This window comes from Nostoc sp. DedQUE04 (assembly GCF_034530995.1).
In the GTDB taxonomy this organism is placed as follows: Bacteria; Cyanobacteriota; Cyanobacteriia; order Cyanobacteriales; family Nostocaceae; genus Nostoc.
In genome coordinates, this window is sequence record NZ_JAVRCA010000011.1 from 172782 (window position 1) to 187371 (window position 14590).

Here is a 14590-nt window from a genome sequence, read left to right on the forward strand (position 1 = left end):
AGTGTTTCTCGGCTGAGTCCAATACAGACCTAACAAGAACAGCCCCAACCCATTTAGGTTTAAGCGTAAGTTTTACCCCTGTCTAACCCTCCCCGTATGTATTGGGGAGGGAACTAAATTTCATGTTTCCCCCTTTTTAAGGCTACGGTGTATACACAAGTCTGAAATAGCTGAAAAACCCAAGGTTTTACCCCACCCTAACCCTCCCCTTTCTAAGGGGAGGGAACTAGATTTTCCAGTTTCCCCCCAATACATCGGGGGGATTAAGGGGGGTAATACGACTTGTGTGTACACCGTAGTTCCTTGCCAAGGGGAGGGGTTCTTGAGGTTTAATAAGTAACTAAGCGGACATGATATTACTCAATAAAAAGTCAATTTTCTTTGGCAAACTAATAGTAAAACACAATCCGGTTTAGGAGTAATATCTTTGATGAAAAATATCTTCATCTGTGCAGTTGTCATCTGCGCAACTTGTATTTACCCAATTCAGACATTAGCAGGAGAAAGACCTTCTGCGATTTTTCATGCATTTGACCAGCAGTATACTGATATTGAAAAGTTTGTCTGTGAAATAGGGAAGCAAGGATACTCTCACATTCAAATTTCTCCAGCCCAAAAATCTAATCCTGCTCCAGAATGGTGGGCCCGCTATCAACCTGTAGATTACAGCGCTATCGAAGGTAGAGGTTCACTCTTAAATTTAAAAAAGCTTATTAATCAAGCCCACAATTGTCAGGTCAAAGTGATTGCTGATGTTGTTTTCAATCACATGGCTAATTTAGATGGCAATGATGATTTTGAAGATTTAACTAAATTTTCAGGTCTTTCTATAAATGACTTTAATTGGGATTTAAATCGTCCAGGTAAAAAATCTTGTAGCATTAATTATAGTGATGGCAATAGAGATTCAGAAATTAATTGTTGGTTAGGTGGACTTCCTGAATTGAGATTTACCAATAATGTTAAAAAAATTCAAAAAGCTCATTTAAAAAAACTGCTAGATTTAGGAATTGATGGATTTCGGTTTGATGCTGCCAAGCATATGCCAGCAGATGTTCTTAAAGAGTACATCAGCTATGTGGATCGACAAAGTCAAGGCAAAGCATGGAATTATCTTGAGGTAATCACAGATAGCGACACCAGTGCAGAAAATTATAACTGGATTGCTGCTGTCACAGATTTTGTTCTCTACAATTCAATGAAAAATGCCTTCAGCTTTGGTGGAGATTTGCGTTCTCTGCGAGTTCCGACAGCCATAAACGATCCGCGTAGCGTCACTTTTGGCAGAAACCACGATACGATCCGCGATATTAATTCTAATGCCATTAACCCCTATAGCGATCCTTCTGATTCTTTCCTCGCAACAGCATATATCTTGGCGAGAGAAAGTGGCACTCCTTTAATACTCAACTGGGATAATAGAGATGCTGCTTTTATCAAACATGGTGTCAAATTCCGCCAAATTATGCATCAACGAGGAACTCAAGGAAAAAATACCAAAGAAAATGTTTTAGCAGCAATTGATAGTCCGACTGTATTACTAATGGAGCGGGGCAGTGAAGGATTTTTTGTTGTTAATAAAGGGGAGAATAAATTTAATATCTCAGCACTGGATTTGACCTTAACGAATTTAGATGGATGTTATCGGGAACTCCGTAATAATTTTACTGTTGCGATTGAACGTCGCGAAGATGGAAAAAAATTTATCACTCGTTGGGGAAGCTGGAATAGAGGCGGTATGGAAGTTCAAAAACGCGATGCACTCTATTTTATTCGAGAACCTTTTAATCAATGTCAAATGTAGATGCTCTCTCCTGCCTTCTGCCTCCTGCCTCCTGCCTCCTGCCTCCTGCCTACTTCAATGTAAGCGTACAGATACACTACCTGCATGGGCTGGCAAACCTTCTGCCTCTGCTAAGGTGACAGCTGCTTTCCCTATTGTCTGTAATGATTGTTTGTCACATTCTAAAAAAGTAATTCGTTTGAGAAAGTCGTAGACACTCAAACCAGAAGCAAAGCGGGCAGAACGGGCAGTTGGCAGTACATGGTTGGGGCCACCTAAATAATCGCCAATCGCTTCTGGAGTATAGCGTCCTAAAAACACGCTGCCGGCACACTTAATTTGATTGGCAAGGAGTTGCGGATTATCCACACACAATTCCACATGTTCTGGAGCTAGTTGATTGAGCAGTGGTATACTCTCGGCTAAATCGCTAACTAGAATCACGGCTGCATAATTTTGCCAACTTGCACTGGCAACTTCTCTGGTAGGTAAATCGGTGAGAACTTTCTCAACAGCCTTTATTACTTGTTGCGCGAAGATTTCGGAATCAGTAATTAAGATTGACTGGGCATTAGGATCGTGTTCTGCTTGCGATAGTAAATCCCAGGCAATCCAATCTGGGTTGTTCTGGTTGTCGGCTACCACTAAAATTTCTGAAGGGCCAGCGATGCTATCAATGCCAACAGTGCCAAAGACTTGACGCTTGGCTTCAGCAACATAAGCATTACCAGGGCCAACAATTTTATCTACTGGGGCAATGCTTTCTGTACCATAAGCTAATGCTGCGATCGCTTGCGCCCCACCAATGCCATATATTTCTGTAACACCAGCAACTTGAGCAGCAGCCAATACGACAGGATTAATCTCACCACCAGGCATCGGTACTGTCATGACAATTCTTTCAACACCAGCAATTTTGGCTGGTAAGGCATTCATCAACAAAGAACTTGGATAGCTAGCCCGTCCCCCTGGTACATAAATTCCCACTTGCGACAACGCTACCCAATTCAATCCCAGTTTTACCCCGACTGCATCGCTGTAGACAATATCTTGTGGTAATTGTTTTTCATGGAAAGCCACAATCCTTTTAGCAGCAAATTCCAGCGCTGCCAAGACATCAGCAGGACATTGTGCTGCGTGTTCGGCAATAAAAGTTTCGCTTAGATGCAAAGACTGGAGATGGTTGCGATCGAAGCGGCTAGTATAATCCTTAACTGCGGCATCACCACGCACTTTGACATCAGCTAGAATCTCGCGTACTGTCCCACTAACATCAACTGTAACTTCCCGGCGATCGCTTACAAGGGTATGGAATTTGACAGAAAAATCTTTGTCGGTAGTTTGAAGTAGCTGCATGGACAGTAGCTTAAAAGCAGTGAGGTCAATAATTAGTTTAACTCCTGATTAACTTGCTCGATATGGCTGTGGCTTATATGCATCACTCTTTTCAGATGTAAGCTGAAAGAAAGCCACAAAAGATTATGAGTTAACATCCTATGCAGCAGTCCACAAAAGGCAATTACCGGGATCTTTGGCGGCAGCTTGTTACTTTGGCTGCAATCTTTGGTGCTTTTGTTATCAACGTAGTATCGAACATTTTTCCGCTCAATGGACTTAACATCGGGGAAATTTCCAATACTTTGTTTAAAAATGTCTTGATTATCCCTGCTAATTACGCCTTTGCTATCTGGGGGCTGATTTACCTGGGGTTGTTTGCTTTTGGCGTATACCAAGCTCTACCTAATCAACGATATGAGTCTGATTTACGTAAGACAGGTTATCTGTTAGCGATCGCCTGTGTTGCTCAAAGTATTTGGGTATATCTGTTTTTGTCTCGGCTTTTTGCTTTTTCTGTAATTGCAATGCTCTTGATTCTGTTGCCCCTGATTGCTGTCTATGTGCAGTTAGAAATTGGCAAATCGCGTGTGCCTCGGCTGAAAAAATGGTGTATTCACTTTCCAATTAGCATTTATCTAGGTTGGATTAGCGTCGCGACTATTGTCAATGTAGCGTGTGCCTTGGATTTTCACGGGTGGAACGGTTGGGGGATTTCTCCTGTAATCTGGACTCTCATCATGGTATTGATAGCAACAGCAGTTGCAGCAGTTATGGTTATCCAGCGTCGAGACATCGCTTATGCAGGAGTAATAGTCTGGGCATTAGTGGCGATGGCTGCGCCAACGTCTGCGACGAACGCACTCAAGCATTTTGATAACTCAATGCTCAGAAATACCGTATTGGTTTTGGCCATTTTCCTAGTTTTAATCGCTACGATTAACAGCTTACGCACCCAACAAGAACATATTTAAGTGTAATAACATACCCGCCCAGCGTTTCTTAAGAGAGAACTTTTAGAAGCGTTCGTTAAGCACGCACAATAATGGTCGGTTGTTACACATACCAGTCTGATTGTCATTAGCCAAAATAGATAGTTAAAGCCGGAATCGTCTAAAAAATTCAAAATTTATAGAAATGAAAAATATTATCTCGATTGGTTGGAATAACTGGTTAAAACGGCATAAAGAATCTGTTTTACTATTTGACTCAATTACTGCCGCTAATGAGATTGCTCTAATGCTTAACGGTCAATGGGATGGCTGCAATGGTGTAATTATAACTTCTAATGATGAAATAGCTGTTAACACTGCTGCCAAACTATTACAAGCTACATGGTGTTATCAAGGCACATCAAAAGCCGTTTTGAACACAGTAACAACTGATGAAATTTTACGCCGTTATGCAATCGGAGAAAGAAATTTTATTAATGCTAATTTGAGGTGTGCTGTACTTGCGACCATGAAGCTAAGTGAAATTAACTTAAGTTATGCCTCATTGAGTTGGGCAAACTTAAGTCAAGCTAATCTCAGTAAAGCTGATTTAACAGCAGCAGACCTCAGTCAAGCGAATTTAAGTGGAGCCGATTTAAGTAAAGCATACCTGATGAGGGCTAACCTAAGCGAGGCAAACTTGCAAAAAGCTTCACTTCAGGGGGCTAACCTCAGTGGTGCTAACTTAAGTGAAGTCAACCTCAGTGGTGCAGATTTAACAGGAGCTAATCTGTCACTAGCAGACCTAAGAGGGGCAAATTTTCACTTGTGCAATTTGAGTGGGGCTAACCTAACAAATGCCAAGTTAATTGAAAGTGACTTGGCTTTTGCTCAACAATCATCGCCAAACTCCAGTATTACCTCTAGTCAGTTCCACCCCAAGTCCAGGTAGGATTGCCATTCTTGAAACTATTTTTTAGCACTACTAGGGGATAATCATTAGGATCGGAGCCACCAGCCAAATCCAAGATGAAATAAACTTTACCTTTAACAAAGTGCATCCGTAAATAATTAATCTTTCCAGAGTAGTCTTGCCCATCAACCTTAGTCATTCCAGCAGAAGCAATGCATCTAGCATATTTTGGTTTGAGTGTCCCAACCCATGTAACGCTAAAGTTATTACTGGCTTGAACAGAAATATTAGTAGCATAGGCACTCAGGTTAATAGAGCCATCTGTTGCAAAACTACCTTCTTGATAAGGACGGGGTTTTTCAGTGACAATCACTTTGCTTGGACAGCTTTGTTTTTGCTCGTTTTCACTATAAATTTTTAGCTCAATGTTTTGCGATTGATTTTGTGCTTGGACGCACCAGTTGGACAACAAAGGCAGTAAACCAATACTTGTGCCTATAATCAAAATCAATGGTCTAAATGAAATCATACTCATATCCAAACCAATACTAAATTGAATAAACTGATTGGCTAAGTAAAAAGCTGTTGATAGAACAATACGCTTGGGTTAGCGCCAAAAACCATATACTACGTAGGTTGGGTTGAGGAACGAAGCCCAACATTTTCATAGCTTTGTTAGGTTGCGCTTTGCTTCACCCAACCTACAATTCTTCTACAATGCACCAGGATAAAAACTGACTTCTACCTTGGACTGTACAGCACTAGGATAGACAGAATTAGGGTTAATTGACACCCGCATTATTAAGTATAAATTGATTTATTTATCACAAATATATTGAATGGCTTTATGTAAATTCTTGGAGGTTGCCCGAATTCAATTAACCACTGCCCAAATTCAATCAACCACTGCCCAAATTCAATTAACCACTGCCCGAATTCAATCAACCACTGCTCGAAAACAGCGCTAAATTCAAGATTGAGAACTGAAATTACTAAAAAAATGGAATCAGGTAGGTAAAAATTATGGCAAATATCATTGGAACCAGCGGCTACGACTTACTACAGGGTGGTACTGCGAATGATACTCTCATTGGTGGTGTGGGAGGTGATTTTCTCACAGGTGGCGGTGGCAACGATAAATTTGTTTACGACTTGGGCGACGGCACTGATACAATCACTGATTTTGGTAGCATCGGTAAAGGAACTAACCCGACAGCAGCAGTTATTGCTGAAGTGGACACGATCAAATTTCAGGGTGCAGGATTAACTGCTCAAAATTTACTGCTGCTTCAGAATGGCAACGATCTAGAAATCACTTTTGAGGGGAATACTGATACCGTAGTTATTCTACAAAATTTCAAACTAGAAAATTTAGAGAATCTGAAAGCTTCTGGAGGCAAACCAGCAATTGGTAATATCCTGTTTGACGGGCAAAATAGCATCACCGACAGCTTTAATGTCCTCGATTCCAACTCTACTGATACTAGCCTGGGCATCAAGAACACAGTAACTTTCCTCAATGACCTCAACAATAACATTACGGGGTTAGAGGACTCAAATGATGTCGTTAATGGTCAAGGCGGTAATGATAAAATCGATGGCTTGAGTGGAAACGATTTGCTCAGAGGTGGTGCGGGTGATGATACCCTCATTGGTGGTGTGGGAAATGATACCCTCATTGGTGGTACGGGGACTGACTCCCTTGTTGGCAATAATCTGCTTTCTGGGGGCTATGGCAATGATTATCTCTCCATTTCTGGCTACGAAAGCTTTAGCTACCCAGACTACGACTACAACTCTCGCTCGTCTGGTAAGAACACTCTCAACGGTGGCGTAGGTGACGATAACTTGAGTGCTAGCGGTTCAACAGGCAATAATTTGCTCTCTGGGGACGATGGCAATGATAATCTCTCCATCTCTGGCTACTACGACGGAGGTAACTACGCAGACTACGACTCTCGCTCGTCTGGTAAAAACACCCTCAACGGCGGTGCAGGTAAGGATACCTTGAGTGCTGGCGGTTCAACAGGCGATAATTTGCTCTCTGGGGGTGATGGCAATGATTCTCTCTCTATTTCTGGCAACTACAGCTATATTCCCAGCGACCCCTACTCACCCCGCGACGTCTCCATCACATACGACTCTCGCTCGTCTGGAAAAAACACTCTTAATGGTGGCACTGGGGACGACAACTTGAATGCTACTAATTCAAAGGGTGATAACTTACTTGATGGTGGCGCTGGCAATGATTATATCTCTGCCTCTAGCGCCTCTGGTAAAAACACAATCTATGGTGGTAGTGGGAATGATACCCTTATAGGTGGCTTTGGTAATGATACCCTCTATGGAGGAACTGGTACTGATACCTTTGTTTTCAATAATTACAATAAAGGTATTGACAGTATTTATGACTTAAACGCTACTAATGAACTGATTCAGGTATCGGCTGCTGGCTTTGGTGGCGGGTTATCACCAGGTTCACTTAAGACAAGTCAGTTTACCCTCGGAACATCTGCAACAACAAGCAATCAACGATTTATCTATAACAGTGCTACAGGTGGACTGTTTTTTGACCTTGATGGCAGTGCGTCTGGGTTTACTCAGGTAAAATTTGCACAATTATCTACTGGATTGTCACTCAGCGAAAACAATTTTGTGGTTGTTTAATCGAAATTAGGGACTTCCAAATAAAAAATATCCCAAAACTGACGCAAAGATTCTCTCTGTGTTCTCTGCGCCTGGAGTGGTAGTTTGTGGCCTACGTTCGCGCAGCGTGTCGCAGACAGACGCTTTGCGTAGCTTGCTTCCCCGTAGGGGTATGCGTCTACGTTTATTGGGATAATTTATTTCTTGGAAATCCTTTAGCACTCTTTAATTGCCAAGCGGTACGGTTTGGGAGATGCTATTTTTAGATGAAGATTTTTACGGGCTGTAGAAAATTGCTCCTGCTGTCATATTGCTTTACATCTAGATGGATAGACAGCTTGACCGAAAGGTTCTACAATTTGACTGATTGTGGTAAATTTACCTATTGCCCAATCCATATAAGCATAGTAAAGATTTTCTAGTGATTCCGTTTGATTGCGGAAGCACTAAATTAATATAGGAAAGTCTTTGAGTAAAGGGCAGCAGACAAATGGATGTAAAGCTGATTCTAGCTGGATTAACAGTTATATTTACACTTTCGTGCTTATTTTTCGGCACGAAAAATGGATTCTATGATTCAGATAATTATCATGGCAATGGCTCCGCACATTGAGATAAATCTGTAGACGCTCGCTCGACTTCCCGGAGGGTGAGTTGGCTAAGAGCGTTCAAAACTTGTAAAGGGAAAAGAAACCAGAGGCAAACTGCTGTAGCTCCTAGTTTGATAGCTTCTGGTTAGCCCACCTTTTTGAACCAGTGCGGGTTCGGTGCAGGCGTCCTCCCCAATCAAAAATCTGTATTCTCAGGGTGTAGGGGCGCATGATAAAACTTACCCCTAAGTCACAAAACCAAAATTTGTGTAACTTTTGGCTTTTGGGATATGTCCATGACGATGAGGTTTGAGGGGAGGAGAGCATGAGGGATAATCTATCGGCATCCTCTCGCGTAGATGCTGCGGAAACGGGTAGTGAATTAGAATGTTTGCCCTATAGCGTCCAGCATGACAATGAGGGCGTGTGTTTGTTGGTGAAAATGGGCCCGCACCGCATCCTATTAGACTGTGGTTTTGAGGATATTTCATCGTTGGTTAAGGGGCTTACTAAATCGGGACGTGGAACTAGTTCGCCCCTACCAGCAGATTTAGTTTTGATTAGTCACGCTCACCCAGATCACGCCAAAGGCTTACTGGCGCTGCATACAGCTTTTCCCAAGTTACCGATTTATGGTAGTGAAGTAACTAGCAAGTTACTACCGCTGAATTGGGTAGATGAAGACCCTGAGAAAATTTCCCAATTTTGTCATGCCTTGCCATTGCGATCGCCTGTGGAATTCCAAGATGGTTTGGTGGCAGAATTATTTCCCGCAGGACATTTACCAGGAGCAGTAGCAATTCTCCTGACTTATACCACCCAGCAGCGTACTTACAAGCTACTGTATACAGGGGATTTTTTCTTATCGAACTCCCGACTAGTAGAAGGTTTGCGTTTAGAGGAACTGCGGGGTTTAGATTTGGATGTGCTAATTATTGAAGGTAGTTATGGCACATCCCGTCATCCTCACCGCCGCAACCAAGAAAATCAACTAGCCGAGCGAATTAATCGAGCGATCGCTGACCATTGTTCTGTAATCCTTCCTACCCCGGCTTTAGGATTAGGTCAAGAATTATTAATGCTCTTGCGATCGCATCACCACTTCACCGGACGAGATTTAGATATCTGGGTAGATGGTGCTGTCGCCACTGGATGCGATGCATATCTTGAACTGCTGCCCCATCTCCCCCCATCGGTACAGAACTTCGCCCGCCATCAACCTTTGTTTTGGGATGAACGGGTACGTCCCCGCGTGCGTCGTCTACAACCAGAACATCGTCCCAGTGTAGGTAAGTCACCTTGTATTGTCCTCACCGACTCGACATCTGATTTAGGCGAACACTGCCAACTAGACACCGGGCCTTGGCTGATTCTCCTACCAGAAAAAATTGATATAAAAGTTAACAAAGAATATTTAGCGCCCACCACTCTTGAAACTTATCTCTTAGCTCAACATAGCGATGGCCCTGGTACTACGCAGCTAATTCATAATTTGCGACCCCAGCACGTGGTTTTTGTCCACGGTTCTCCTGCTTACTTGGCAGACCTGACTAGCTTAGAGGAGTTGCAAAACCGCTACCACGTACATTCTCCGGCGGCTGATACCTTAGTAGAACTACCCATCGGCGACACATTTTTACAACCGGCAGCACCAGAGACTAACTACGAAGGCGAACTGACAGAGTTAGGAACAGTAATCACAATCACCCTACCCAATGTGATTACTGCCGATCAGCGCTGGCGGCAATTTGCCGATACTGGTTTAATCGAAGCTCGTTGGCAAGGGGAAGAATTAGTATTAAGGGGATTGTCTCAACGAGAACTGCTCAACCAAAACAGCGATCGCTATACCTGGACAGATGTAGACTGTTGTGGTACTTGCCGACATCAAAGGGGGCAGCGGTGTTGGAATCCAGCTTCCCCGTTGTATAACTTTAAAGTAACTCTCGAAGGTTACTGTCCTGCTTTTGAAGGCTTGAATGATAGCCAATAGTCATTAGCTGTTTTGTCCTTTGTCCTTTGTCCTTTGTCATTTTTGACCAATGACCAATGACCAATGACTAATGACTAATGACTAATGACTAATTATTCTGGATTCGAGTCAGTGTAACGGTTGTGGATGCGCTCTGCTTCGGGACAATCTTCAGTCATCAGAGGTTCTACATTACCGCGCGGTACTGAAGCCAATTTTTGCGTTACAGCACCAATGCTCTCGAGACGAACCATTTCTTCCCAAGAACAAACTTCGTCCTCTTCTTCTGTTTCATAGCGTAGGGTCACTAAATCTCCCTCTATGTCTATGATGCGGGCGCGTTCAATCCAGCGTTGCTGGTCCCGCAAGAAAACACATACCTCGCGCCCATCGCAACACAGTTGATAAATCTTGCGGTGTAGCATGTACTGTTTCTGCCTTTTTAAACAACGTAGTTAAACCTGTCAAAATCTGGGTTCTACCCCATTACATTACACCTTTAAGAGGTTTATTTCACCGTTTAGAACAAGTGCGCTTCATAACCCAATCCCAAGATTTGCTTCTATTTGTCAAAATATCAGGATAATGTTGGGTCATAAATCAATGGTTGCTCCAACAATGAACTCAATCTCCCTCCAGCTTATTCTAGGGAATGTCTGCTTCTATAAAAGTCAAACAATTCGGTACCTGTCCTAACCAGGTTCATATTTGCTGCTGAGTCATTCTTACCATTATGTAATAAAGAATACTCCAAAACAATTGTTGATTGCGGTTGTTTAATTTGCCTACTTTTAATCATTGGCATTACTGGGAAGTCCGGGGACTTGGCTTTACTTTTACCCACTTGTATCTGATCTTAACTCATTCTCTTGCTGACCTTGATGCTTTTCAACAACAACACCCAAATAGTTTTGAGTTTTTCAGGCAAAAACCTGAAAAAAGGCAACAGCGTCAGGGAAGAGTAAAGGAAAAGACCATGAGAAAATTCTACTCTAGAAGTTTAGGAGGATTTATGTGGTAAAGGAAATTCTATAAGCACGTTTGACGAGGATGCTTCTCGTTTAATTTTTCCGACGCGAACTGCATCGTATAGGGTTGCGAGTTCTGGCAAATCCTCTGGCTGATAGCATTTAGTGGCTAGCACCTGCTGGAGTAAACCCTCAGATTCAACACTCAGATATCCAGTTTGGAAAGCAGATGCGATAATTGTGCGAATCATCTTGATTAGGGCAGAATGAGCAAATTATTAGGTCTAGTGTGGAACATTTTCCTCTTTTACTAATTGATATAAAACATTAATACTGTGTGATTAGTATTACGCTCAATCAGTGATTGATATCACAATATGAGTTTTGGATACTCTAATATTACACAGATAAAAGGGCACAGGAATTTTCAGCATCAATGTTGAAAAGCCGAATATTTTAACAGAATAAAAATACAACAACTTTTTCAAAAAGCATTGACAAAATATAATGAGACATCAGCAATCAAGCAAAAAACTGGCGGAAATCTTCATCTTTTTGACTTAATTGCACCCAGTCTAAGTTTAAAGATTGGAATTTTTGCACTAAGCGATCGCAAGCGGGACGTTCGGTAGCGTAATGTCCGGCATCGATTAAAATGAGATTGCGGTCGCGGCTTTCTTGAAACTGATGGAATTTACAGTCAGAAGTTAGATAAGCTTGGGCACCTGTTTTGACAACGGCTGAAATGTAACTAGCCCCCGAACCACCCAAAACAGCAACTCGTGAAATTGTTTGCTGTAAATTAGCTGTTGGAGAAAAAATCAAATTAGGGGGAGAAAGTCGGGTTTGAATGGTTGCGAGTAATTCCTGTAATGTTAGAAATGGTTCTAGCAAACCAACACGACCATATCCTAATCCTGCTTGTGTAAGTTCTATGGGGGTAACTTCTTTAAGTTCTAAAATCTGAGCTAAAACGTCAGCAGTCCCATCTTGCACTTGGTCAAAATTCGTGTGAGCAGTGTAAATACCAATATTGTGGGTAAATGCTAACCGTACCATTTCAGCGATCGCTTCACCAGTACGTAAAGATTTGAGAGGATTAAAAATCAAGGGGTGATGGGCAAATATTAGATTAGCATTTAGAGCGATCGCTTCTTGCATTACCGCCAAAGTCGGTGTCAAACACACCAAAACCCGTGTTTCTTTCTGCAAAACTCCTGGTTCAATTTGCCAGCCACAATTATCCCAACTTTCACACCAAGCGGGATTCGCCCATGCTTCAAACCAAATAATTAAATCAGCAATTTTCATAATTATTTTCTTCAGCAATTTTTAATTACTAATCAGCGTCTCTGTGGTTGAATATTTAATTTTAATGCTAATTGTTGCCGCATTTCCTGAAAAGGTTTATTCCATATAGGGCTAGCATTCCAGTTCCATACCGTTACTGGAATAAGTTGTTCTTCAGCAAGATAAGTTAGCAGACGGTATTCATCTTCTGGTTCGCGAGAAAAGGTGAAAGGGTTGCGGTAGCCCGTCTCACACAGTTTATAAGATACGACCTGACCATGCTTAATACGTTGTAAAAGTTCCTGACCTTTGATGAGTAAATAATCTAAAAATAACAGACTAAAAGGCTCTATATGTGCGCGTTTTTGTGGCTCTTTTTGTACCCATCTTGCCCACTCAAACCCATACATAAAATCATGAACATAACGAAAGCGAATTTCTGTTTTATTGCCGAACATCTCTGTTAGACAAACCATCTTTTCACCAAAAATTTTTAAGAATGCAATAGCGCCCTCCTCTGCATTTAAAGCCTGCCTAAGCATACTGCTTACCAAAAAATCGAAATCCCAAAAGATGTTTTCTGGGAAGTTTTGCAATTGAGTACGGACTATGCTTTCGATAGTTTTTTGAATACTTGTGATAATTTGAATGTCACTATTTTGTTCCACAATCAAATTTTCTAATTCTGCAAAGCTGGTAGTTAATATTTTTCTAGGACTCAGTGATAATAATTTAACAGACTGCTGGGCAAGGATTTCATCAATAATCTGAAAAGTATTAGTTGGTGTTATTTCTTGCTTCATAGTAATAGTAATAGCCCAAGCAGGTTACATAAGTATTATTTTATATGAGAATAAATAAGTTATTAAAATTATATAAATAAACTTAACTTTTAAGTTTACAAACTGACATGAAATACTCAGTGTATGTCTAGTTAATTATCAATAAAGGAATTCTCCCATCCCAAAAGTGTAAAAATACTTAGTATAGTCTCCCAAAAGTTAAGGTTTTGGAATTATTGATTATTGACTTTGGACAAGCTGCACAAAAAAATAGGACACTTGCGTAAGTCCTAATAAAATTTAACTACGATTTCTAAATTTAAGAAATTTGCTATGCAGAAATGTGCACAACTAGTTCTCTAGAATGACTGCGTTGACGATGTTCCCAAATATAAATTCCCTGCCAAGTTCCTAATGCCAAATGACCACGATTAATAGGTATATGTTCAGAAGTATGGGTAAGTGCAGTACGAATATGTGCCGGCATATCATCGGAGCCTTCGGCATCATGAATGTATTTGCCTGATTCTGGCACAAGTTTTGCCATAAAGTTAGCCAAATCTACAAGTACATCAGGATCGGCATTTTCTTGGATTACTAAACTAGCTGAAGTATGGCGTAAAAATAAAGTACAAAGGCCGGTTTCTACTCCCGATTCTGCAACTATAGCTTCAATTTTTGCGGTGATGTTTTGAAAAGATTTGCCAGTAGTAGAAATTCTGAGTAACTTTTGATAGTGAGTCATGTGGAATACTAAAATTAAGGTATTATAAGCATATTAAACAACTTGTTCTTGCGATCGCCACACGACTCAACTATTATTAAAATTGGCATCTAATCAAAATATCGTGTCCACGCTCAAAATTAATAGTCTAAAGTCCAGTATAATTAATATCTACCTATTATAAGATTTTTTTGCTTCAAGCGCCGACTTTGACGAGGGTTTTATGAATATATTTGCCGAAAATCCAGCAAACTATTATGATTTATTATTTCAATATATTTACACTGAGTACCACGATGAGGTTGTTAGAGCTCTGTTTCCTATAATTAGAGAGTCTAATAATATCCTAGAGATAGGGGTAGGTACAGGTCTAGTAGCAGAAAGAGTCTTAAAACTAAAACCGAATTGTAACTTAACAGGAATTGATATTTCTAAACAAATGTTAGATGTAGCAAAAAAACGACTGGGAAATAAAATTAAATTAGTCGAATCTGATGTTCTTAATATGCAACTAGAAGAGAGTTTTGATCTAGCTTATTCAAATAGTGGCGTTTGGTTTTTTTTAGATACAAATACCGACAATGAATACTTACTATGTAGTATAGGACTCCTATTTGATTTTTGAAAAAACTCCGTACATCTGGAGAGTAGCGAA

At 41.0% G+C, this 14590-nt stretch carries 14 protein-coding genes; 7 read left to right on the forward strand and 7 right to left on the reverse strand.

The window, feature by feature from the left end; all coding sequences use genetic code 11:
- The first annotated feature begins 430 nt into the window (after window positions 1-430).
- Window positions 431-1804 carry an alpha-amylase family glycosyl hydrolase gene (locus tag RM049_RS10635; protein WP_322704146.1) on the forward strand — a complete coding sequence of 458 codons (1374 nt, stop codon included), beginning with the start codon at window positions 431-433 and terminating at the stop codon, window positions 1802-1804.
- Window positions 1805-1858: 54 nt separating this feature from the next.
- On the opposite strand, the gene hisD is transcribed toward RM049_RS10635, so the two are convergent.
- Window positions 1859-3139 carry a histidinol dehydrogenase gene (gene hisD / locus RM049_RS10640; RefSeq protein WP_322704129.1) on the reverse strand — a complete coding sequence of 427 codons (1281 nt, stop codon included), beginning with the start codon at window positions 3137-3139 and terminating at the stop codon, window positions 1859-1861.
- 140 nt (window positions 3140-3279) lie between these two features.
- Between hisD and RM049_RS10645 the strand changes: the two genes are divergently transcribed.
- Both RM049_RS10645 and RM049_RS10650 read left to right on the forward strand, forming a co-directional pair.
- Window positions 3280-4092: a tryptophan-rich sensory protein gene (locus RM049_RS10645; protein ID WP_322704130.1), complete on the forward strand. Its 813-nt coding sequence runs from the start codon at window positions 3280-3282 to the stop codon at window positions 4090-4092.
- A gap of 163 nt (window positions 4093-4255) precedes the next feature.
- A complete protein-coding gene (locus tag RM049_RS10650) occupies window positions 4256-5002 on the forward strand; it encodes a pentapeptide repeat-containing protein (RefSeq protein WP_322704131.1) in 747 nt (248 codons plus the stop codon).
- Here RM049_RS10650 and RM049_RS10655 read toward each other — a convergent pair.
- The gene (locus RM049_RS10655) at window positions 4974-5492 is read right to left on the reverse strand and encodes a hypothetical protein (RefSeq protein WP_322704132.1); all 519 of its coding nucleotides are present in this window, start codon (window positions 5490-5492) and stop codon (window positions 4974-4976) included. The genes RM049_RS10650 and RM049_RS10655 overlap by 29 nt on opposite strands.
- A gap of 310 nt (window positions 5493-5802) precedes the next feature.
- Here RM049_RS10655 and RM049_RS10660 point away from each other — a divergent pair, with 310 nt between their 5' ends.
- From RM049_RS10660 to RM049_RS10670, 3 genes are all read left to right on the forward strand, one after another.
- The gene (locus RM049_RS10660; RefSeq protein WP_322704133.1) at window positions 5803-5931 is read left to right on the forward strand and encodes a hypothetical protein; all 129 of its coding nucleotides are present in this window, start codon (window positions 5803-5805) and stop codon (window positions 5929-5931) included.
- A gap of 55 nt (window positions 5932-5986) precedes the next feature.
- The gene (locus RM049_RS10665; RefSeq protein WP_322704134.1) at window positions 5987-7630 is read left to right on the forward strand and encodes a calcium-binding protein; all 1644 of its coding nucleotides are present in this window, start codon (window positions 5987-5989) and stop codon (window positions 7628-7630) included.
- 894 nt (window positions 7631-8524) lie between these two features.
- The gene (locus tag RM049_RS10670; protein ID WP_322704135.1) at window positions 8525-10192 is read left to right on the forward strand and encodes an MBL fold metallo-hydrolase; all 1668 of its coding nucleotides are present in this window, start codon (window positions 8525-8527) and stop codon (window positions 10190-10192) included.
- A gap of 92 nt (window positions 10193-10284) precedes the next feature.
- Here RM049_RS10670 and RM049_RS10675 read toward each other — a convergent pair whose 3' ends face one another.
- The 5 genes from RM049_RS10675 to RM049_RS10695 all read right to left on the reverse strand — a co-directional run bounded on the left by RM049_RS10675 (window position 10285) and on the right by RM049_RS10695 (window position 13956).
- Entirely contained in the window at window positions 10285-10596 is a 312-nt protein-coding gene (locus tag RM049_RS10675) for a DUF6679 family protein (protein WP_012408115.1), read from the reverse strand.
- 575 nt (window positions 10597-11171) lie between these two features.
- Window positions 11172-11390, reverse strand: a complete 219-nt coding sequence (locus tag RM049_RS10680; protein WP_322672909.1) for a hypothetical protein — start codon at window positions 11388-11390, stop codon at window positions 11172-11174.
- A 271-nt stretch (window positions 11391-11661) separates the two neighbouring features.
- Complete coding sequence (locus RM049_RS10685; RefSeq protein ID WP_322704136.1) at window positions 11662-12450, reverse strand: Nif3-like dinuclear metal center hexameric protein; 789 nt, start codon at window positions 12448-12450, stop codon at window positions 11662-11664.
- A 32-nt stretch (window positions 12451-12482) separates the two neighbouring features.
- On the reverse strand, window positions 12483-13232 hold the full coding sequence (locus tag RM049_RS10690; RefSeq protein ID WP_322704137.1) for a hypothetical protein: 750 nt from the start codon (window positions 13230-13232) through the stop codon (window positions 12483-12485).
- Between the two features lie 310 nt (window positions 13233-13542).
- Window positions 13543-13956 (reverse strand): secondary thiamine-phosphate synthase enzyme YjbQ, encoded by a 414-nt coding sequence (locus RM049_RS10695; RefSeq protein ID WP_322701402.1) that lies wholly within the window; start codon window positions 13954-13956, stop codon window positions 13543-13545.
- A gap of 202 nt (window positions 13957-14158) precedes the next feature.
- On the opposite strand from RM049_RS10695, the gene RM049_RS10700 reads away from it, so the two are divergent.
- On the forward strand, window positions 14159-14560 hold the full coding sequence (locus RM049_RS10700) for a class I SAM-dependent methyltransferase (protein WP_322704138.1): 402 nt from the start codon (window positions 14159-14161) through the stop codon (window positions 14558-14560).
- The last annotated feature ends 30 nt before the right edge of the window (window positions 14561-14590 follow it).